The sequence below is a fragment of the Vibrio sp. KUL80 genome (assembly GCF_059725495.1).
In genome coordinates, this window is sequence record NZ_AP045841.1 from 2080248 (window position 1) to 2100569 (window position 20322).

Below are 20322 nucleotides of genomic sequence, written 5' to 3' on the forward strand. Positions count from 1 at the left end.
CTTTGCGATCACTCAAAACGATTAAAGTTTTGACTAGGTCGCTATGTCAAAACGTATTTGTTAATTTTACTATTTTGAGAGTAAAAACTATGAAATTCGAAGCAGTAGTACGTACTGAACTAGGTAAGGGTGCGAGCCGCCGCCTACGTCACGCTGGTCAATTCCCAGCAATCGTTTACGGTGGTGAAGCAGCACCTGTATCAGTTGCTCTAAACCACGATGACATCGTAAACCAAATGGACAAGCCAGAATTCTACGAAGGCATCACTCTAGTGATCGCTGGCGAAGAAGTTAAGGTTAAGCCACAAGACGTTCAACGTCACGCGTTCAAGCCAAAAGTTGAGCACATGGACTTCATCCGCATCTAATTCCCCTACCAAGGAATTAATCGGATTTAATCCAAACCTTATGCATAGAAAGATTCTCGGCCTTACCAACCAAGAATTTTAAAAAATTCGAAACCCCGATGCTACCAACATCGGGGTTTCACCGTTTTAAAAGGGAGCAAAACCCTCTTAACCTATGGTTAATAAAGACTTTTTACCCTTCTCTCTTCTTCGCACTCCCCTTCACGATCAGTAAAATTACAAAATAATTACAATATACAGTAGTTGTAAACCCCGGTTTCAGCCCCTACCATCAGGCTAGAAAAGTGAATAACCATTCAAAACATTGCCTAGCTCGAAAGCCATTTAGCCAACATATCAACACTCAAAAAAAGTGCCCTTTTTCTTTAAGGGACGTCATTTGGGCTGCTTAATCCGCTTTCCGCTACTTTTTAGTCGCCACAATAAGAGCGAGATGTTTGCTGCTAATGGAGGCGCTTATGAAATATCGGACTTTAAAACCCCAACAATTTCTCGATGAGTTCTATCCCGACTCTGGGATTGGCATCCGCACTGTCTATAACTGGCTCGATCGCGGATTGCTCACCTTCGTCCTGACTCCTACAGGTAAAAGGCTGGTGGTCATCGACGAGTACGTCCTTTCTCTTACCGCTCGCACTGATCTATAAGCCTTGGTAAGACGATATGGGACGCAGACGCACCGAGCGCAATTCAGACCTTCCACCCTATCTGTATCGCTACAGAGATGCGCAAGGTCGAATCCGATTCCAGTTGGAGCTCATCGATAAAACTCGTATCACGCTCCCGCCTGGTGTCTCGCCCCATATCGCCAAGATGCAAGCGACGAACTACAACATCCGTTACCGCGACACATCAGCTATTTTTGACCGAATAAGCGATGACGGCCACGCCAAGAAACCAACCGGGAGCCGCTTCAATGTTCCTTTAAGCGACGCCATCCAGATTGTGGATAAAGAAGTCGTACGAGAAGAGCTCTCCGATGGTTACTTACAGAAGTACCGCAGCACCATGGTTAAGCTTGAAAGCGAACTAGGCGGCGTTCTGACACGTAACCTCAATCTCGAACTGGTCAATGAGTTTCTTGAAGAACACTACCAGTCTACCAGCGCTAAAAACTTCAATAACATTCTTGCTCACATTAAGAAGTTAGCGAGCTATCTCGCGGATAAGACCTACATCTTGGATAACTTCATGCGCAACAAAAAGAACCGAAAAATCACACGCAGCGAAGGCAAGAAGACACGTCAGCCATTAACAATGGAAGACTTCATGGCGATTCATGACGCCGCCCCTACGTTTCTTAAAGTAGCAATGAGACTTGCTTTTGAAACGACTCATGCGGTGAAAGAAATCACCAGAATCAAACACACCATCCCTCGCCCTAAAGAAGGCGTGTGTGGCATTGTTTGGAACGACAAACGCCAACCAATGCACATCAATGGTGTCGAAGTGTATGGCACGCTCTACATCCACAGACAAAAGTCCAGAAACCATGACAGCTCTCGAGTCGCCATCCCTGTGACTCGAGGCATTTATGAAACCATAGAACTAGCAAAAACCGATCGCCTTGTTTGCCCCTACGCAGTTAGACGACGTCCGCGCCAATCACAAAGAGGAACGGCGAAAGGCAACGATCACCCTTTTCAACTGGATAGCCAGTACTTAAGCAAGGCGTTCAGTCGCGTTCGCGATGAAGTAGGTGTAAAAGCTAACCTACCAAAAGCCGAACGCCCGACTTTTCACGAGATACGCGGTTTGTCCGCTAGAGAGTTTGAACGACGCGGCTACAACCCAAGCGCACGAATGGCTCACAGCAATACTAAGACAACCGAAATCTACACAAAACCGGCTGAATTAACCTGGGTAGAGGTCGAACCACTCGATATTTGGGAAAATAATTGTGAAGTTCGTGTGCCTGCTCCCTATAGATAGAGCAGAAAATAAAATTGAGGAGAAAGACATGTCATATTCAATTGGTATTGTCGTAAACGTTGGAACAGGAACCGTTCCTTTTGCTGACATTTTACTGGCAGGTGATACGAGCTCTACTCGCTTCTTCGGAGCAAATACCTCGAGTTTAAAATGCCACGGAAGTGTCTATTTGAATAATATCTATTGGCGCTCCCATAAACCCTTTGCCGAAAACATACTCCCACTTTGGATTCCACTGCCAGAAGGCTACAAAAATAGAATGGCTAGCCTAAATGCCACCTTCATCGATGACTTTCTCAAGCTGAACAGGTTTGTAGAAAAGGTGAACCACCCAGCCTTAACACCCTTCGTAGAAAAACTGCAGCATGACGAAGGCTTGTTGGAAGCATTCATCACCATCCCTGCTAGTATGGGCAATCATCACTCATGTCCACATGGACTGTTAGCACATTCGGTAGAGGTAACCCAGCTTACGTTCGATCGCCTCTCAGCGCTCAATAAGTCTGACGAGGAAGTACAAGTAGGTATCATCGGCGCCCTTTTTCACGATATTGGCAAGTGCTTCCATGCTGCTTGTACAAACGAGCTTAAATACGTGCCAAATAGCCATGAAGAAAAAACCATGGTGATACTTGCGGAAGCAATAAGCGCACTCTACAAGTGGGAACCAAGCTGGCTTGACATTCTAGAGGCTTGCTGGGCGACAAGCGCGAGCGTTAGAAATGTGAGTAGCCCTATCGTAAGCATCGTTCGCAATGCAGATAAGGACTCTGCCTGCGACGACGACTGTGTTAGAAAGTTTGAGGGGATGCCTAGCCGGTTCTGGTTTAAAGTCGTGCGTGATAATGGAAAGGTCACTAGGTTTTTGCGTTCTAGAACGCCACTGAAGCGATTTGGGTAGAACTGGCACGGGGTCGGGCGCAGCTGCATCAGCGTTAATTGATGTTCCATAAATTCGCATTCGTCGAACATCCTAGCGAGATTTGACGTAGCTCTCGCTAGCACGTTTATGGACAGAAACGAGTTTGTATCATTGCCGTAATACCGTGGCTATTGATAAAAATAACTAATGAAAAACAGGGTCATCTTCTAATTGCCATGCTTCAGTATGTGTTAAATTGAGTATAAGTACCTACACACATCACGGAACACTATGAGAACTTAGCAAGAAATTTTTGATGAACTAGAGGTAATTGCTGCCCAAGAAGGTTTCTGGGAAGTTATTGCTTTTTTCTGTTGGAAAGACACTTTTATTCATTTTTCTGGTGAAAAGTTGGACGCTGAAGCCTTCTCACAGGCATTTGATAGAACTCGCTTATCCAGAACTGAGCTTTCAACACTCATTGGTTTACCTTGTAAAAGCGGATTCAGCGATAAGCAACTGAGCTTAGATGAATTAAAAGAAAGAGCGGAACATGTCTGGCATCTTCTCGATGAATTACATCATAGCTTTTATCCACCACTAAATTTTGCTGCCTTGTCTGAAAAATTTGGTTCCAAGGAGGCTTTGTTGCACAAATCGAGTGAACTAAATCAGAATCTCACGCTCAGTTCAGGGAAACTCATTCACTGACTTTGATTTCATGCCGAAGCCTCGTTACAAAACCACCAACTGACGCAAGTACAATAACTCCTTGATCAACAGGGGTTCACTCACGTTCTGGATTGACGTGGAGGCCATAGCTGAGTGGAAACAACCTAAACAGGACAGACGTGGCAGACCAAGACTGTTTAGTGATCTCGCTATCACGACGGCTCTCATGGTTAAACGCATTTATTCCATACCTTTGAGGGCACTACAAGGCTTTATCGACTCAGTTTTTAGATTGGCTAACGTGCCATTGGTTTGTCCGCACTATACCTGTATAAGCCGCCGAGCTATGGGGGTGAGGTTGATTTCAAAGCCTCAACACGAGGTACCATCCAACACCTGGCCATCGATGCAACTGGGCTCAAGGTATACGGTGAGGGAGAATGAAAAGTAAAAAAGCATGGAACTGATGGCAAGCGTCGAGTCTGGCGTAAGCTCCATCTAGCGGTTGATACAGATACACATTGAAATTATCGCTGCTGAGCTGACGCTATTGGGTGTGACTGATGCGGAAGTACTTCCCAACCTACTCAAGCAAACACGCCGAACCATCAAAGAAATCTCGAGGAGATGGAGCATACGATACCAAAGAGTCTCACAGAGCGATTAGGATCACGAAAGCGACACCTCTTGTCCCTGCACGTGAGGGGACAGCTTTCTGGGGAAAAGCTCATCCGCGTAATTTGGCAATGGGCTGTCGAAAGCTCTATGGCTCGAACAAAAAGTGGAGGAAGAAGTATGGTTACCACAAGCAGTCATTGTCGGAGACCGCAATGTATCTCGTAAAACAACGACTAGGCGCTTCACTCACGCTTCGAAATTATAACGGACAAACTGTTGAGGCTTACGCCATGATCAAACTACTCAACAAGCTAACTAGGATAGGTATGCCAGCAAATCAGTATGTTGTTTAAAAAAACGAACTATTTAGCTAGCATTCACTCTTTCGCTAAATTCGACAACAAAGCCTTCCAGCATACCTAAACCCGCAAGATTTTGTAGCACTTTATTAGTAAAACAACCACTTGGGATACGCAATGGTTTGAACATGATTCATTAAACCAGGCTCCCACTCCCTTCAATATTAATAGCTACATCTCTCCTGACGCTATCTTCTCTTGAGCACCAGCTACTGATTCAAGGCCAAAGAGCAAATCTAACATCGTCGTAATGCGCTTACTATCGTTACCCCATTTGCTAGGGTTAGTATTATTTGGTGCTAAAAACTCGACCTCACCTACCTTTGTATTATCCCTGTAAGCTTTCACTTTAGCGTCTGCGATAAATGTCTTAAAGTCCCAGCTCCAACGCGACACGTAACTTAAGGTTAATTCATTCTCATCTGGTGGTGTTCCATCACTCACGACTTTGCATTTATGTGCGGTATCCATACACCACTCCTGCATTGAATCTAAAAAGATGTCTCGCGTTGCATCATCTCTAATTATCGTAACCTTATCACTCTGTTCAGTCGGATCGATTGGAACGACACTGTATCTTGGCGCAGAACACGCAGTTAACAAAATGGTGAACGCGAATATTAGGCAGTTCCGTTTCATAAATCATTCTCTCTTTATGTATTAAATAAGGGGAAGCCTTTCGCTCCCCTAAAGTTTTTATACGTTAAAAAGCTTTCCTATTTTAGTGAGACCACTTTACCTGTTAATGCAACACCAGCGACAAAAGTGCCAGCACCACATTGAAACGTTTCTCTGCTTGATGTTAGGTTATTCTTGTAGTTCGACTTAATATCTACAACCGCATTTGCACCTTCTTTGAGCGCGCGTTCTTGCAACGTAATCATGGCTGATAAAAATACCCACTCACAAGCCTCTTTATCTGATTTGTTAAGTGCATTGGTTTTCTTGTTGGTTTTAAAGGTGCCAAAATCATGCGCCACCTTACCGTAGTCCTGGTCACCAAAGTAAAACTTCACACTGCCACCCAGTTTTGCTATTGCATCTGGAGAACTCAGCGCATTCTTTATTTCATAACTGCCGACATCATCCCTAGCCATTGCAGAGCTGCATAAAAGGGCGCTTGCTATCGCCACTATCGTTGTAATTTTATTCTTCATTCTTATCCCTTTTCAATCAGTTTGCAGCTAGCAACGTGCGTTGAATATCGCTGTTTAGGTTTTTCACCCAGCCGTTATATTTTCTGTGGATCGTGCCATCGGGTTTGTACTTCATATTCTCGCTATCACGATAATCGATATCATAAGTATCTTTGTGGAGAGTAATAAAAACAGAAACATAGTGTTTTCTTACCCAAATATCGGCAATGAGCTTGTTCTCATCGTCAGCTTGCTTCACGACCCAACCACGCTTTGCACCAGCTTTCGCAAAAAGCGATTTCGCCTCATCGAAACTGAATGATGAATGTAATGGTTGTCCCGTAACGGGAATTACTTTTGCAGCATGTGCCATTGGGGCAAAAGCAATCAGCGACAGTAGTAGCAGTTTTACTAGGTTCATGATTTTCATTGTTACCTCTTTTTTATTACAAGTAGTTGTTATAAATCTTTTGCACCACAACAGAAAATTGCTGCAATTCCCCTTGGTTTGGGCGGGCCATTACTTCAAACTGTTGTAGCGTTTCGATAAGTTTCCATGGTACCTCGACTTCATTACCAACAATTTCCGCATGCCCTGCGGCAACCGTAGTAGACTCACTTCGCCTCATGTTATCAACTGATAATTGACTCTGCTCATAAAGTGAGAAAACATAGTCATCTTGCGTGCATTCGCCTGATGAACTATTTAAACGACAAGTGCCATATTCGTCAGTTTTTATTATTAAATGTCGAGAAACCTCCGGTACCAAGTCACCGGGGAAATTAATAAAGTCTGTTTGCGGCGGAATCTGTAGATATTTTTCACCTGTTACTAAATAGCAAATACCATCTATAATTCCAAGCGTTGCTATCCGTAACCATTTAATACCACAGTGTGATGATGCTTCAATACCATTAAAAGGGGCGGACACGGTAACTAACTCTAAATTAGAATGAGTAACGGTTTTTCCATCCTGACGATATGCCATCACCGCCCGGCGAGAAATTAGACCACCTTGGCTATGCCCAATAATAGTCAATTTTTCGTTACCAACAACTGAGCTCAGTTTATTGATACTTTGCGCTAGTTCACCTGAAACCCGCTCGAGACTATCTCGGTCATCATATTCAAAGCAAGCAACCTGTTGGTCTAAGTGCTCATATACACCTGCAAGCGCCTTAAATTGCCCTGCCGAAGCAAAACAACCGTGCACGATAAGCACTAAAGGCTTCTCTCTATTGATATACAGCGGCTGTTTCGAGTTGTCGCAGCGCTTAACTGAATGTTCTGGAAATAACGTAGTTAAGTCGACCATAGCAGAAACATCTTCCGCAGTAGCGTTTATTGAAAATATTAAAGATAAGAAAGCAAGCCAATATTTGAAACTATCCATCGCGCCCTCCATGGCGAGATTCAACACATGCGTTGTTGCAGCCGCAGTATTCACTGTTAGTTAGCGGCTGCTCTGTTCGCTGTTTATATCATTTTGAATATCATTGACGTATTAATACCACCAAAAGCAAAATTATTGGTCATCACGTACTCACATGATATCTGACGACCCTTATCTTTAATGTAATCTAAGTCACCACATCTGTTATCTATTGATTGCAAATTTAGCGTCGGGGCAAACCATTTCTCACGCATCATATTAATAGTAAGCCAAGCCTCAATTGCACCACATGCTCCTAATGTGTGACCAAAGTAGCTTTTCAAGCTTGAAATAGGCATACGTGAACCAAACACATTATAGGTTGCTTGGGTTTCGGCAATATCGCCTAATTCTGTTGCGGTGCCATGACCATTGACGTAGCCAATTTGATCAGCGGTTAGGTTGGCGTCTTGCAGCGCCATTTCCATACAAATCTGCATCGTTTCGGCGCGCGGTTGAGTCACATGAGCCGCATCACAGTTCGAGGCAAAGCCAACCAACTCAGCAATGGGCTTCGCACCGCGAGCCATAGCATGTTGATATTCTTCTAGCACTAAAGCGCCGGCACCCTCACCAATCACCAAGCCGTCGCGGTCGCTATCATACGGACGAGGGCTTAACTCTGGTTGTGAGTTGTATTGACTGGTCGCGAACAAGGTATCAAATACCGCCGCTTCAGTCGGGCAGAGCTCTTCCGCTCCCCCCGCTACCATCGCCTTTTGTATGCCGTGCTTTATCGCCTCATAGGCATAGCCAATTCCTTGAGAGCCGGACGTGCATGCCGATGATGTCGGAATAACGCGCCCACGCAATCCAAAGAACAGCCCGGTGTTTACTGCAGTAGTGTGCGGCATCATCGCCACATAGGTATTGGCATTGATATTACGGGTGCTGTGATCGAGTAACATGGTAGCAAAAGCGGACACTGGTCCGGTACTGCCAGTAGACGAGCCGAAAGCGATACCCGTTGAGCCGTCTGTCAGCGCTGACTCATCGAGAAGACCCGACTGTTGCAGTGCATACTCCGATGCTCTGGTGGAAAGTAGTGATACTCTCCCCATTGAGCGAATTTTCTTTCTGGTGTAATGCTTTGGCAACTCGAAGCTTTGAATCGGTGCAGCAAGACGGGTTTGTAATCCATCATATTTGTCCCATTCATCCATCGTCACTACCGCATTTTTGTACTGTTGCAGGTTTGACCAAACGGTATCGAGGGTCTCACCTAGTGCGGTGACCCCAGCCATACCCGTTACCACTACTCTATTTGTCATTAGTAAAGCCCTCCGTTGACTCCGATAACCTGACGATTAATGTATGCCGCTTTGTCTGACATTAAAAATGCTGCCAGCTCAGCCACTTCCTCGGGCTTGCCCATTCGTTGAACCGGTATTTGAGGCATAACACGATCAACGACGTGAGGCTCTACCATGCCGGTATCAATGAGGCCAGGTGCGATACAGTTGACGGTGATTTGACGACGTTTATTACTGAGTTCGAGCGCCAATGCTTTGGTTGCGCCAATAATCCCCGCCTTTGCCGCTGAATAGTTTACCTGCCCTCTATTGCCAATCTGACCACTAAGTGATGAAAGCGTGATGATACGGCCCTGCTTCAAGGCGATCATCGGCATAATCAATGGGTGGATCACGTTGTAAAACCCATCTAGGTTGGTATGTACCACCCCTTGCCACTCGTCACTGGTCATCGATGGGAACGCATTGTCTCTCGACATCCCGGCATTGTTAACAACACCGTAATAGCCCCCATATTGTTCTATTTGTGATTCAATCTCCTGCTTGCAGGCTTCTCTGTCACTGATATCAAACTGAACCAGTCGGCAGTGACCACCCGACGCCTCGATCATTTGCGCTGTCTGCTCGGCTCCGGCACGATCTCGGCCATAGTGGACCGTGACGCAATAGCCCTCTTCTGCCAGCTTTACCGCAATCGCTTGTCCGATGCCTTTACTGGCGCCCGTTACTAGCACATTTTTCATTGTATCCGTTCTCTCTTTTAATTCTTTTTCGATAGCTCGGCGAGCATTTCGTCGCTCGCGACCACGGTGTTCACTTGGCCGGTACTCATCACGTTTCCGTTAACATCGACGATGTCACATTGATAGACAGCCATATTGTCATCTCTCACCAGTTCATTTGCTGTGATTAGGTAAGTCATACTCTCAACAAAGGGGCCACCTTGGTGTTGATAACGTCTCGCTCCGAGCAAAAAGCCAATCGGTGGTTTTTGCCCTTCATCGCTGGCTTCGATTCCACCCAATGCAGCGATGGTTTGCGCCATGTACTCAATGCCTACCTGCGCTGGCACACTGCTGTGCTGAGGCTCATAAAGAAAACTGTCTGGAGTGATCGTCACCTCACAGCAAATGTGCTTCGCGCTGTGCTCTACCACATTATCAAGCAAGATCAGTGGAGCGTTATGCGGCAACAGTGCCGCAATATCTGGGTATAATTTGTTATTCATCGCCTTGGCCTACTGCGCTTAATACTATTGATGCATTGTTACCGCCAAAGGCAAACGAGTTAGACATCACATGGTTTAGCGCTTCAATCTGGGTATCTTGTACAAGGTGAATGTCTGCTAAGGCAGGATCTGTCTCACGTGGCAAAGGCCACTGTTTCGGAATCGGCTCATTGTTAGCGCGTAACAACAGCGTGCAGACCACCGCCTCGACGGCGCCAGCGGCACCCAAGCAGTGGCCGGTTAATGCTTTGGTAGAACTCACCGCAACCTCGTTACCAAAAAGCTTATGAATCGCTGCGCTCTCCATGGCATCGTTTTGCTGAGTTGATGTACCATGAGCGTTAATGTAACCCACATCACTTGGCGTTACTGCCGCTGTTATCAATGCCCCCTGCATTGCTTGATAGGCCCCGGTACCGCATGGCATTGGACTCGATAGATGGTGAGCATCTGCAGACTCACCAAAACCGCTAAGTTGCACATCACTTTTATCTTTAGTCACGATGAGTAGCGCACCACCTTCGGCAACATTGATCCCGTTGCGCTGCATATCAAACGGACGACAAGGCTCAGCCGACACCTGCTCTAGCGAATCAAAACCGTTCACAGTGAGTTGGCAAAGCGTATCAACGCCCCCGCACACCACGGCATCACAAATACCACTTTGGATAAGCTTACTGGCACTGATCATCGCACGCGTAGATGAAGTACATGCTGTCGACACGGTGTAAACAGGGCCTTTGGCTCCTATAAGCTTCGCCACCACCTGAGAAACATCACCCATATCTTGATGCTGATAGTCATAGGTCAGCGGCATTTCACCCGTTTCGGCCTGCTGCTCGGTAAAGGATTCTGTCGTTTCAATCCCAGAGGTACTGGAACCAATCACCACGCCAATGCGCTCGGCAGCGTAGCGTTGATGTAATGAGGCAACACCCGCTTCTATTTGCTGGCACAAGAAGTGCGCTAGCCGGTTGTTGCGGTTGTAGGCATAGTCTGCTTCACTTACTGTTGGAAGGTCATGGATAACCCTTGCGACATACGCCTCTCTCCCGGAATACAGCGGTTTATCCCATGCCATGAGGCCCGGCGCTTCACCTGCGCGTAAATTGGCAAGCAGTGCTTCGGGCTCAAAACCTAAACTGCAACTGACTGCAATATCTTCTATGTATATCTTTTTATTCACTCACTACCTTCCATTGAAGAGTTTGCAATTGGTAACTCACACCATACTCCGGATAACTCACAGAGATTGATCCATGAGCATGGTGATGATTGTCATACTCGATACTCATCACCAAATCATTGGCTGAGTCATAAAACTGTCGTCGATTTTCGCTGCTGTCTAAGCGCCATTCCTTTGCTGCTAGTAGCGGGGCTAGGCTTGGTGTTGGCCAAACAGCCAGCATCATATCGCTCATAACATTTCGCGGTTCTATCGATGCCTTATCTAAACCCGGCATTGACTCACTTTTCAGCTCAGATCCGTCCCATGTCACGGTAAACAGTGGCACTGACAGCGTTGAGAACCCAGCCAGCTTTACCTCATTGGCATCAACCTGCAATAGAGTGCGAACTCGGTGTTGCTGCTGTTGATAATCCACCGTAAGCAATTGCTGGGTGAACAACGTTCCACCATAAGACTCAGGGGACAACAAAACCTGAGGTGTGGAGACACTCGAGGAACTCATGAGTGAACCACAGCCCGATATCCACATCACACCAATACATAACAATGTCTTAATAAACCCAGCTCGTGTCATGCTTGCTCCCTTGAATACGCATGCTTGGTGCTGTTGGCATTTAACAACACCATTGGTGCTACGAGCCAGCTAGACAAAATGCCTATACCGACCGTGAGACCAAAGCTGGCAATTGCGTAGTTACTTGAAAGGGCCATCAAGCCAAATGACAGCAATGAGCTTATCCCAGCGACAAACACTGCCAATATCGTATGTTCAGAATCGCCATGGCAATGAAGGAATAGACTGTAGTCGATGCCAATGCCAAAGATCAGAAATAGACCCAGTGCGTGGAACAGCGTTAATGGCTGTCCCAGTGCCGCTGGCAATACGGCAGCGATAACGACCGCGAGCAGAGGGGCGGCCATCAATCTAGGCAGAGCACGCCAGCCAAAATAGACCCCAACGATTGCTACGACAGCAGCAATCGCCACAATAAGCAATCGAGAAACACGCTCACGGTAGTGACCTAACATCACGCCAATATCATCCACGTAGTTGATATAGAACTGTCCTTCGTCAAGCATATGACTGTCAATCTCGCCGGTCATGCCAGATAACTGCACTAAGGCGAAGTGACGACCGTCATCAAGCTGGCTAGAGAGCGCAGGGATACCCGTAAGGCGCTGGTGGGCAGTTAAAGGCTCAAATGGATTCACCGTCGGCGTTGTATCTAGCGACGCAATACTTGCTAGCTTATGCCCTTGCTCTGCCACTAATTGTTGGTAGTGTTTCCAGTTACTGGCTTGCTTAGCGATCGATGGGATCCATTGACTCGATGCAACATAGCCTTGCAACTGGCCGTTATCGATCATCTGGTCTAGTTTGCGCGTTAATTGCTCTTCGCTTTGTGCCACACGCTCAGCACTCTCACCAACAACGATCAACCAGTCTGAGCCACCGAAGCTTTGCGTCAATGCCTTAATACGCTGTTCATCGTTGACCAGCGCTGGGTCTGGCGACTGCAGCATCCGCACATCATCATTGGTCTCAACCACGTGCCAAGCGTACACAGCAATACCGCAATAGATCAGCGCTACCCACCATACCCGCTTGGGATGACATAGACGTTGAGTGATCCTCATTAATCCAGAGGCTACACGAAGTGGTCGTGGCGATGTGTTCCACACTCGCATAAATGGATACCAGAACAGCACGGTCGCCAAGGCGCCAAACAGCCCAAACACCGAAAAAACCGCCATCTGATTTAGCACTGGCAGGTTGGCAAATAATAGGAAACTATAGGCTATTGATGAACTCACCACACCGGCCAACAAGGCGGTACGTAGCTTGGTCACTACGCTCTGACCATTCATCACGCTGTCATGGCAAGCGCGATAACTTAGGTAGTGAAACGAATAGTCAAAGGAGAGGCCAATCAGGCTGCTTCCCATTACAATGGCGAGTACATGTATCTCCCCAAACCATGCTAGCGTGGCAGCAAGCCCGAAGATGACCCCGCTAATAATGGATAACAGCGTCATAACGAGGGGCTTGGTATTGGCGAATACCCACATCACGACCACTACCACCAGGAGCAAGGCTCCACCACCAATAATCGATACCTCAGAGGTAGCTTTATTCATTGCACTAGCGGAAAAGAACCCCGCTCCAGTGCGATAAACCACGACCTGATGCTGCTCGGACACCGACGCAAGGATGTCGTTAAGCGTTGCGATTGCCCCAAGTGAGTCACTACTAAAGGCACTGCTGGCTAACGTTAACTGCATCAGTGCTTGGACTTTTTGATCTTGATTGCCGATTAAAAGGTCATCTTGATAGCGAAAGGTATTCTGGTCGACAATCGCTAACATGTAACGCTCAAAGGTTTGCCAAGGATCGTTGACAAATGCTTGGCCACTGATCCCCGCCGGAGAGTAAAGGCGGCGAAGGGAAGACGCGGTCAAAGCATCACTGTTTCCGCGGCTTATCGTCTGGCTATCGGCCTCAGTAAGCAACTGATGGCGATAGCAAAATAGTGTCTCGATAAACTCAAATCGCTGCTCTGCCCCTACCACAGTAACGTCATCGATAGTTGCTGTTAACTCTGTGATTTGCTGAGCCGCTTGCTTAACCTGAGATAATTGCTGTCCCTCGACCACGACCAGTAGGCTATGCTCAAATGCTTTTGAGGCATGCTTGAGCGCAATATCGAGCGCTTCGGTCTGTGTCTCTGAGGGAAACATACTAAACAGACTAGTTTGCACCGCACCGCCGGCAAGCCACCGACCACCACTAAACAGCAGTGCAGCACCTAGCACGGCAGCCCATAACCAAGGGACCAAAGCGCGGCGCATTACTGACCGCCTCGCTGTAACCAAGACGCCAGCGCGTCGCTAGTGGCGGTTGGTAGTAGCTCTACCACCGTATGGTCACCCGTCACCTCATACATGGTGATTTGTTCAATCGCCTGCTCGGTGCCTTGCAGCACCACGAGTGAAAAAATCGCATTTAATGGTGCCGAGGTTGGGGTCATCTCGATGCCCCAACCAGCGGGCGATTTAACACCTTCAGGATTGTCGATAACGGACAGTTCAAAGCTACGTTGTAATGCTTGTTTATCACCCGCAAGCATTGCAGTAAACACCTCAGCCATCAGCGAAGATACACTGGCGGGAACATCCTGCAGCACCAGTTGGTCACCTTGGCCGCCATACAACTTTCCTGCTTTAATCACCAGCAAGTCTTCAAACGGCACTCGCTGTTGCCACACCACACCATTTTCTAGCTCAATGCGGTACGTCCCCTCAGACATCAGTGGCTCGCTAAATCCTTTGATGGATTTACGCTGTTTATAGTGGCCAACTTGTACCGTTTCTCCGCCCAAGGCGGAGAGAACGGCGTCGAGCTGATCCACTGTCTCAGCTGATGTTGGCAGAGCAAGAGCAAGCGCCAGCGCGCCTAGTATCAGTTTACGCATGCTTCGACCTTGTCTAACAGGCACTGCGGTGAGGCAAACAGCATCTCTTGTGTTGTCAAACAGACTGCACATTGAATGGTGTGTGCTTTAATGCTTACCTTTCCCGTGGTGTGGTTAAACACCACAAAATCCATCTTGACTCGATTTTCCCACTCCGTCAGTGTCGCGGTGATCTCAAGCTTATGCGCATGTTGACTCGGAGAGACAAATTTCATTCGCGTGTCAACGATGGGAAAGGCATAACCTGCACGCTGCATGTCCGCATAAGAGAAGTCGATACGATCGAGCAAAGCGCGGCGTGCCTCTTCTAGATAGCGATAATAGTTGCCATGCCACACTACCTGCATCGGATCGCAGTCTTGGAAGGCAACAGTGACAAACGCATTAGAGCTGATCATCTAATACCCCTTAAAATAGCGACCGTTAAGTCGGGTTACACACTCACGCAGTTCTGCTTCTAGCGGGCGATCGTGAGTTAAAAATGGAGAAAACTCTCGCACCTCAGCAATCGTGGTCGCAATCACAGAGCTCAGTTCACCCGATTCCAACTCTTTGCTGCTCAAACGCAGTTCGACCCCTTGCGTAGCCGCAAATAGGCAGGCTGCGGTTACTTGTTCGGTCAGTTCAATCACACGTCGGCAATCACGAGACGCGATAGTGCCCATACTGACTTTGTCTTGGTTGTGACTTTCAGTTGAGCGCGAAAACACCGAGGCTGGCATAGTGTTTTTTAGCGCCTCTGCTGTCCATGCCGAAACACCAATCTGCACCGCTTTAAAACCGTGACTGATTGGCAAGGTAGCCTCGTCAGCACCCGTTAGGTTGTATGGGAGACCGTTGTTAAACTTGTAGTCACATAACTGCGCCAATTGTCGATCTAGCAGATCTGCCACATTCGCCACGGCGGTTTTTAAACTGTCCATTGCCATGGCAATATGCCCACCGTAAAAATGTCCACCGTGCAGCACGGTCTCATCTTCACCATCGATGATTGGGTTATCATTGGCAGAGTTAAGCTCGGTTTCAATCAGCTGTCTGGTCCAGGTTAATGTGTCCTCGAGCACGCCAATAACATGCGGTGCGCAGCGCAGTGAATAGCGATCTTGCAGACGGTCAGAGTTACGTGGTGGACGCTCAGAAGCAAGGTCCTCACGCAACCTTTTGGCGCATTTAACCTGACCAGGGTGAGGCTTAACCGCATGCAGACGCTCGTCATAGTGAAAGGCATTGCCCTTCATCGCTAACGTCGTCATGGCCGTAATACGCGTTGCCATCTGCGCTAGGTAATCGGCTCGTTGCCAGTTGAGGCAGGCAATGGCTGTCATCACAGCGGTGCCGTTCATCAGCGCTAGGCCCTCTTTCGGGCGCAACACAATTGGTGTCATCCCAGTTGCTTGCAGCGCTTGTTTTGCCGGTACCTGCTCACCTTTATAAACAACGTCACGCTCACCAATAAGCGCTGCGGCAACATAAGAGAGCGGGGTTAGATCTCCCGAAGCACCCACCGAGCCCTCCTCCGGTATCAGAGGCATAATGTCATGCTCAAGCAGATGAACTAGGCCCTTGAGTAGATCACCTGAAACGCCAGATTTACCAATGGACAGCGACGCTAAACGCGCCGCGACAATCGCACGCGACTCGACCTGACTAAAATGGTTACCCAATCCACAGCCGTGAAATCGAGTCAGTTGCAGGGGTAGAGACTCAACAAGATGTTGTGGAATGGTGACGGTGCAGCTGTCGCCATAACCCGTAGTCACACCGTAGATTTCGCCGTCTTCTTTCAACAATCGGTCTAAGAAGGCAACCGAACGCTCGATGACATCAACGTACTCTGGTGTACCACAAATAGCTGGCTTCGCGTTACGCTGTGACAAGGCATTAATACATTCAATAGTGATAGGTTGACTGCCAAACATCACTGTCTCTAAACTACTCATTATCTAACTTCCAAAAATCAAAAAAATTAAACCATTGCAAAGGGTAACGCAGCGCATAATGCTCCAAACGCGATACATAGAGATCAACGTTGTGCTGAATATCCTGCTCTCGGTTATGCCGACTCAAAGGCTTGAGAGGCAATGCTTCAAGGTGAACATCAATGCCGTCTTTGTCACTAAATCCAAACATCACATAAGTGGGATGCTTTAGCACTGATGCCAAAATAAAAGGGCCTAAAGGAAATGGGGCTGACTGACCTAAAAAGTCACTCCACACCACTCGCCTGTTCTGCGACACTGGCGTCCGGTCGCCAACGATGACCACCCACTCGCCTTGCGCCAGCTTCTGCTTCAACAGTACCGCAGTGTCTGGACCTAGATCGGTCACCTGTATTAGGTTAAGGGCACTATCTGCATTGACAGATTCCATGACTGCATTGAACTTTTCAGCGTGTTGCGTGAACACGATGGCATTCATTTTAAGTCCGGTATACTGACGACTGAGGGCCCGACATGCCTCTAGATTACCAAGGTGACTGCCAATGATGAGGCAGCCCTGCTGCTGATTTGCAGCTTGATCGAGCAGCGCCCTATCATTGATCGAGATCTGATTGACATCGTACTCCCCCATCCAAGCCGCGAGCTTGTCTAGCATGGATGAGCCAAAATGGTACAGATGGCGATAGCTACTGTGCACCTTGCTCTCACTACGCTCAGCTATCGCTAACTGAAACTGTTTTGAAGCACGACGAGATTTGTGGTCGGCAAGGTAGTAGTAAGCGATAACGGGATGCAAAAGGAGATTAAACGCACCGCGACCAAGCAATCGATACAGCGTAAACAGTAACTTCATCCCCAACACAGTGCCGTTCTCTTTGCGCTTAGACCAGTGGACATGACGACTTAGGTTGCGCAGTAACAGTTGTGGCATTCTTGGCACCATGCCAGTAATCAAACGCGTGTGTAGCCAACTGATGCGAAGGTTATCTTTCACCCCAGAGAAATGACTGAGTCCATCCTCTGGATAATGGACCTGTACCGGCACATAGACAATATCCACTCCGCGCCAGTAAAGACGCACCAAGACTTCGATATCGAAGTCCATTCGTGTACCTAACTTAGTGCTATCAAACAAACGACAACACTCATCCAATGGATAAACTCGAAAGCCAATCATCGAATCTTTGATCTGCAGCGATAGTGTTTCAATCCAAACCGAGATATGGGTCGCATAACGTCCGTAAAGGCGCGCCTTGGGAACCGACTCACCATAAACGGGCATTCCAGAGACCAGTTTGTGAGGGTCTTGCTTGGCTGCAGTTAATAGATTGGGGATTGCCTCCAAATCGTGCTGGCCATCAGCATCAACCTGCACAGCATGGGTAAAGCCCGCTTTATGCAAGTGACGGATTCCAGCCATCACCGCGCCACCCTTACCTGAGTTTACGCTCAGGTGCAGTTTGCCTACCAACAGGTTGTCGCTGGCGAGTCGATCAATGATCTCCGTGGTTTGCTGATCGCTGCCATCATTGACAATAACAATAGGCATCTGCAACGTGACCAGCGATTCGATCACCTTGATCAGCGCCGGACCATGGTTGTAGCAAGGGACAAGGATGGCACTCTTCATCGCAGCTTTACCTTACCTCGAGAATAGGTCTTGGTTGAATCAAAGTAACAAAAGCTAAGCTTGTTGGTCGTAGCATCCAAGGAAAATTCTAGCGTGAGCCGCGTATTGGGTGGCACTGGACTCTGATACTTAATTGCTTCCATTCCAACCAACTCGAGTCTTTGCTGGTACATCAACTGGGCGTAATGAAGCACCCAATCAAGCTGAGACACGCCGGGCAAGATAGGAAAGTGCTCGAAGTGTCCCTCAAAATAGCGCAGGTTAGCGGGCACAAACAGGGTTAACGACCAGCTACCTTGGTGCTGTTGGCTCTGTTCTAGTTGGGGTAATTGCCTTTCCATCGTTAAACAAATAACTCCTCGATTTGCTGAGTATTGATCTTGCCTTGGGTGTTGTATGGGATCTGCTCGATGACCCTCACCTTGCGTGGCAACGCTACAGATTCGATCTCTTTGAGCAGATGTTGTCTTAGCAGCCTCCACCAATCACCGGACTTAAATGAGTGATTGAGTTCAACGCCCACTTCACTCAACACGATAGCGAGGTTAATGGCCTTGCGGGTATCCGTCTCAATAGTAACGGCAACCGCGTGGGCAACTTCTGGCAGCGTCTCTGCCAAGCGTTCGATGGCCGTCAAAGAGATCCTTTTTTCGGCAATCTTAACGACGCGATCACTGCGCCCCAGCAAGCGAAAGCTTCGCTCGTCTATGGCCACAACTCTATCGTCGGTAACGTAGTCTTGCTCTGGTAAAATAAAAGGCGAGCGGACAATCAGTTGTCCTTGCGATGTCGAATAGCTGAGCCCTTGCAACAGTTGCCACGGCTTATCGGCCTCGCTGGCCTGCCGCCATGCGATACCGCCCGTCTCTGAGCTACCAAATACCTCGATTGGCAACAGGCCCGAGAGCGCTCGAAAACCTTGTGACGCGGTATAACTAAGTGGTCCACCAGAGCTGAATACTTTTGCAGCACAAAGCCCAGAGCCCGCTGTATTTAAGTGTTCAATAAACACCGGGCTGGTAACAAACCCTGTTTGCTGGTCACACAATGCGTTCGCCGTGTCCGGGTTGGTTACCATACTGGTGTGAAACGGACGCCCTGAGAGCAGCGGCCAAACCATCAAGAACAGAAACCCGTAGATATGAATGTGTGAAACGCTGCCGACTACCTTGTTTACTGTTCGGCACTGACCAAACTCTTGCTCCAGCACGGCCGCCTCACGCTCAAAGACCAGTAAAGGCTTGGTGATTTTTTTCGGCGTACCAGTGGAACCAGATGTGTATAGCTCAACCTGACAACTTTTCGCGTCAATGGGCTGGAACCTGACGTCAACTTCTTGTCGCGTGGTATCACTCCAGCTCACCAGCAGATCGGGCTTGGTTTCGTGATTGTCTGACATCAACGCTGCATGCTGTTGATACTGAGACAATGTCGCCGGTGCTAGATTATGCGGAAAAACCACCGCTTTACCTGCCTGTTGGCAAGCAAGCATCGACACCAAGTGTAGCCATGGATTATTAAAGGCTAAAACCACACGCTGTTGCTGCAACGAGCGACATTGTAGAAGTAATTCAGCGACCTCTGTTCTGAGATCTAGGACAGTTTTGTTGTTGGTTCTGGACAATGCCAATATTGAATCGTCTTGTGAAGACTCTAATAATTGATGTAGCTTGGACAGCATGCGACTAGCCTAATTTCCTTTTTCGATATATCCATTCACCGCCACCCAACGCGCCAATGAGTAAGTAGCTAATAAAACCGTTATAGAGCATCCACACCTCATGGCTAATGCCTATGGTAATCGCAGCCATTGAGCCGTTAACGAGAAAAAACAGGCTCCATATTTTGGTCAGTTTCCGCGTATACACTAAACCAGCTTGATCCAGTGGCTCACGTAATTGAGCAAGCCGAGTGATGACCGGAACTCCAGAGTTCAGCGAGGAATAAAAGGTGGTAAACAACGCACCATTGATGACCACCGGATAGATCAGCATTCCCAATGCCTGTTCACTCAACAGAGAAAAGACCATCACCGAGAGACCCAGTACTGAAGGCAACCAGTGGTTGATCTCTCGCTCGCCCTGAACATAGTGCGTGAGCAGCTTACAAAGTAATAAAAGCGACATGACGCCCGCTACTAACTGAAGATATCCATTCGACATCGCCCAATACAGTGCAAATGGATAACCCAATGTAGCGAGCAGTAGCAGCGGCTTGATAAGGCTCACT

General features: G+C 47.8%; 22 protein-coding genes and 1 pseudogene. 6 read left to right on the forward strand and 17 right to left on the reverse strand.

The annotated features are described in order from the left end of the window. Positions 1-89: 89 nt before the first annotated feature. The 6 genes and pseudogenes from rplY to AC6I8U_RS09600 all read left to right on the forward strand — a co-directional run bounded on the left by rplY (position 90) and on the right by AC6I8U_RS09600 (position 4805). The gene (rplY, locus tag AC6I8U_RS09575) at positions 90-368 is read left to right on the forward strand and encodes a 50S ribosomal protein L25 (RefSeq protein WP_042475403.1); all 279 of its coding nucleotides are present in this window, start codon (positions 90-92) and stop codon (positions 366-368) included. Between the two features lie 458 nt (positions 369-826). Continuing rightward, on the forward strand, positions 827-1015 hold the full coding sequence (locus tag AC6I8U_RS09580) for a hypothetical protein (protein WP_038230201.1): 189 nt from the start codon (positions 827-829) through the stop codon (positions 1013-1015). 16 nt (positions 1016-1031) lie between these two features. Then, on the forward strand, positions 1032-2300 hold the full coding sequence (locus AC6I8U_RS09585) for a site-specific integrase (RefSeq protein WP_498016689.1): 1269 nt from the start codon (positions 1032-1034) through the stop codon (positions 2298-2300). Between the two features lie 28 nt (positions 2301-2328). Beyond that, complete coding sequence (locus AC6I8U_RS09590; protein WP_498016690.1) at positions 2329-3201, forward strand: hypothetical protein; 873 nt, start codon at positions 2329-2331, stop codon at positions 3199-3201. Positions 3202-3573: 372 nt separating this feature from the next. Beyond that, entirely contained in the window at positions 3574-3873 is a 300-nt protein-coding gene (locus AC6I8U_RS09595) for a hypothetical protein (protein WP_498016691.1), read from the forward strand. A gap of 61 nt (positions 3874-3934) precedes the next feature. Further along, positions 3935-4805 (forward strand): annotated as a pseudogene (locus tag AC6I8U_RS09600) (IS5 family transposase). A 177-nt stretch (positions 4806-4982) separates the two neighbouring features. Here the strand turns inward: AC6I8U_RS09600 and AC6I8U_RS09605 are convergent. The 17 genes from AC6I8U_RS09605 to AC6I8U_RS09685 form a co-directional block, all read right to left on the reverse strand. Then, positions 4983-5450, reverse strand: coding sequence for an Sbal_3080 family lipoprotein (locus AC6I8U_RS09605; RefSeq protein ID WP_498016692.1), 468 nt, complete (start codon positions 5448-5450; stop codon positions 4983-4985). Positions 5451-5527: 77 nt separating this feature from the next. Next, positions 5528-5968, reverse strand: a complete 441-nt coding sequence (locus tag AC6I8U_RS09610; RefSeq protein ID WP_446579312.1) for an excinuclease — start codon at positions 5966-5968, stop codon at positions 5528-5530. Positions 5969-5984: 16 nt separating this feature from the next. Beyond that, entirely contained in the window at positions 5985-6377 is a 393-nt protein-coding gene (locus AC6I8U_RS09615) for a hypothetical protein (RefSeq protein ID WP_446579311.1), read from the reverse strand. Positions 6378-6393: 16 nt separating this feature from the next. After that, a complete protein-coding gene (locus tag AC6I8U_RS09620; RefSeq protein ID WP_498016693.1) occupies positions 6394-7341 on the reverse strand; it encodes an esterase/lipase family protein in 948 nt (315 codons plus the stop codon). 83 nt (positions 7342-7424) lie between these two features. Beyond that, on the reverse strand, positions 7425-8651 hold the full coding sequence (locus AC6I8U_RS09625; RefSeq protein WP_498016694.1) for a beta-ketoacyl-ACP synthase: 1227 nt from the start codon (positions 8649-8651) through the stop codon (positions 7425-7427). Continuing rightward, entirely contained in the window at positions 8651-9376 is a 726-nt protein-coding gene (gene fabG, locus AC6I8U_RS09630) for a 3-oxoacyl-ACP reductase FabG (RefSeq protein WP_498016695.1), read from the reverse strand. Before fabG ends, AC6I8U_RS09625 begins: the two co-directional genes overlap by 1 nt. A gap of 17 nt (positions 9377-9393) precedes the next feature. Next, positions 9394-9861, reverse strand: coding sequence for a hotdog family protein (locus AC6I8U_RS09635; protein ID WP_498016696.1), 468 nt, complete (start codon positions 9859-9861; stop codon positions 9394-9396). Then, positions 9854-11047 carry a beta-ketoacyl-ACP synthase gene (locus tag AC6I8U_RS09640; RefSeq protein ID WP_498016697.1) on the reverse strand — a complete coding sequence of 398 codons (1194 nt, stop codon included), beginning with the start codon at positions 11045-11047 and terminating at the stop codon, positions 9854-9856. Before AC6I8U_RS09640 ends, AC6I8U_RS09635 begins: the two co-directional genes overlap by 8 nt. Then, a complete protein-coding gene (locus tag AC6I8U_RS09645) occupies positions 11040-11624 on the reverse strand; it encodes a DUF3261 domain-containing protein (protein ID WP_498016698.1) in 585 nt (194 codons plus the stop codon). Before AC6I8U_RS09645 ends, AC6I8U_RS09640 begins: the two co-directional genes overlap by 8 nt. Then, positions 11621-13900 carry an MMPL family transporter gene (locus AC6I8U_RS09650; protein WP_498016699.1) on the reverse strand — a complete coding sequence of 760 codons (2280 nt, stop codon included), beginning with the start codon at positions 13898-13900 and terminating at the stop codon, positions 11621-11623. The genes AC6I8U_RS09645 and AC6I8U_RS09650 overlap by 4 nt, the downstream gene beginning before the upstream one ends. Then, positions 13900-14523 (reverse strand): LolA family protein, encoded by a 624-nt coding sequence (locus tag AC6I8U_RS09655; RefSeq protein ID WP_498016700.1) that lies wholly within the window; start codon positions 14521-14523, stop codon positions 13900-13902. The genes AC6I8U_RS09650 and AC6I8U_RS09655 overlap by 1 nt, the downstream gene beginning before the upstream one ends. Then, complete coding sequence (locus AC6I8U_RS09660) at positions 14511-14921, reverse strand: acyl-CoA thioesterase (RefSeq protein ID WP_446579302.1); 411 nt, start codon at positions 14919-14921, stop codon at positions 14511-14513. Before AC6I8U_RS09660 ends, AC6I8U_RS09655 begins: the two co-directional genes overlap by 13 nt. Beyond that, the gene (locus AC6I8U_RS09665) at positions 14922-16463 is read right to left on the reverse strand and encodes an HAL/PAL/TAL family ammonia-lyase (RefSeq protein WP_498016701.1); all 1542 of its coding nucleotides are present in this window, start codon (positions 16461-16463) and stop codon (positions 14922-14924) included. Beyond that, entirely contained in the window at positions 16456-18093 is a 1638-nt protein-coding gene (locus AC6I8U_RS09670) for a glycosyltransferase family 2 protein (protein WP_498016702.1), read from the reverse strand. Before AC6I8U_RS09670 ends, AC6I8U_RS09665 begins: the two co-directional genes overlap by 8 nt. After that, positions 18090-18434 carry an ApeI family dehydratase gene (locus AC6I8U_RS09675; RefSeq protein ID WP_498016703.1) on the reverse strand — a complete coding sequence of 115 codons (345 nt, stop codon included), beginning with the start codon at positions 18432-18434 and terminating at the stop codon, positions 18090-18092. The genes AC6I8U_RS09670 and AC6I8U_RS09675 overlap by 4 nt, the downstream gene beginning before the upstream one ends. A 2-nt stretch (positions 18435-18436) precedes the next feature. Beyond that, positions 18437-19774 carry an AMP-binding protein gene (locus AC6I8U_RS09680; protein ID WP_498016704.1) on the reverse strand — a complete coding sequence of 446 codons (1338 nt, stop codon included), beginning with the start codon at positions 19772-19774 and terminating at the stop codon, positions 18437-18439. A 4-nt stretch (positions 19775-19778) separates the two neighbouring features. Beyond that, a complete protein-coding gene (locus AC6I8U_RS09685) occupies positions 19779-20321 on the reverse strand; it encodes a COG4648 family protein (RefSeq protein WP_498016705.1) in 543 nt (180 codons plus the stop codon). Between the last annotated feature and the right edge of the window lies 1 nt (position 20322).

Excerpts from the sequence above, each read along its gene's own strand:
- AC6I8U_RS09660 (WP_446579302.1), bottom strand. The coding sequence starts at position 14,921 with ATGATCAGCTCTAATGCGTTTGTCACTGTTGCCTTCCAAGACTGCGAT.
- AC6I8U_RS09645 (WP_498016698.1), bottom strand. The coding sequence starts at position 11,624 with ATGACACGAGCTGGGTTTATTAAGACATTGTTATGTATTGGTGTGATG.
- AC6I8U_RS09665 (WP_498016701.1), bottom strand. The coding sequence starts at position 16,463 with ATGAGTAGTTTAGAGACAGTGATGTTTGGCAGTCAACCTATCACTATT.
- AC6I8U_RS09655 (WP_498016700.1), bottom strand. The coding sequence starts at position 14,523 with ATGCGTAAACTGATACTAGGCGCGCTGGCGCTTGCTCTTGCTCTGCCA.
- AC6I8U_RS09635 (WP_498016696.1), bottom strand. The coding sequence starts at position 9,861 with ATGAATAACAAATTATACCCAGATATTGCGGCACTGTTGCCGCATAAC.
- AC6I8U_RS09615 (WP_446579311.1), bottom strand. The coding sequence starts at position 6,377 with ATGAAAATCATGAACCTAGTAAAACTGCTACTACTGTCGCTGATTGCT.
- AC6I8U_RS09680 (WP_498016704.1), bottom strand. The coding sequence starts at position 19,774 with ATGCTGTCCAAGCTACATCAATTATTAGAGTCTTCACAAGACGATTCA.
- AC6I8U_RS09590 (WP_498016690.1), top strand. The coding sequence starts at position 2,329 with ATGTCATATTCAATTGGTATTGTCGTAAACGTTGGAACAGGAACCGTT.
- AC6I8U_RS09670 (WP_498016702.1), bottom strand. The coding sequence starts at position 18,093 with ATGAAGAGTGCCATCCTTGTCCCTTGCTACAACCATGGTCCGGCGCTG.
- AC6I8U_RS09610 (WP_446579312.1), bottom strand. The coding sequence starts at position 5,968 with ATGAAGAATAAAATTACAACGATAGTGGCGATAGCAAGCGCCCTTTTA.
- fabG (WP_498016695.1), bottom strand. The coding sequence starts at position 9,376 with ATGAAAAATGTGCTAGTAACGGGCGCCAGTAAAGGCATCGGACAAGCG.
- AC6I8U_RS09580 (WP_038230201.1), top strand. The coding sequence starts at position 827 with ATGAAATATCGGACTTTAAAACCCCAACAATTTCTCGATGAGTTCTAT.
- AC6I8U_RS09620 (WP_498016693.1), bottom strand. The coding sequence starts at position 7,341 with ATGGATAGTTTCAAATATTGGCTTGCTTTCTTATCTTTAATATTTTCA.
- AC6I8U_RS09625 (WP_498016694.1), bottom strand. The coding sequence starts at position 8,651 with ATGACAAATAGAGTAGTGGTAACGGGTATGGCTGGGGTCACCGCACTA.
- AC6I8U_RS09650 (WP_498016699.1), bottom strand. The coding sequence starts at position 13,900 with ATGCGCCGCGCTTTGGTCCCTTGGTTATGGGCTGCCGTGCTAGGTGCT.
- AC6I8U_RS09585 (WP_498016689.1), top strand. The coding sequence starts at position 1,032 with ATGGGACGCAGACGCACCGAGCGCAATTCAGACCTTCCACCCTATCTG.
- AC6I8U_RS09675 (WP_498016703.1), bottom strand. The coding sequence starts at position 18,434 with ATGGAAAGGCAATTACCCCAACTAGAACAGAGCCAACAGCACCAAGGT.
- rplY (WP_042475403.1), top strand. The coding sequence starts at position 90 with ATGAAATTCGAAGCAGTAGTACGTACTGAACTAGGTAAGGGTGCGAGC.
- AC6I8U_RS09605 (WP_498016692.1), bottom strand. The coding sequence starts at position 5,450 with ATGAAACGGAACTGCCTAATATTCGCGTTCACCATTTTGTTAACTGCG.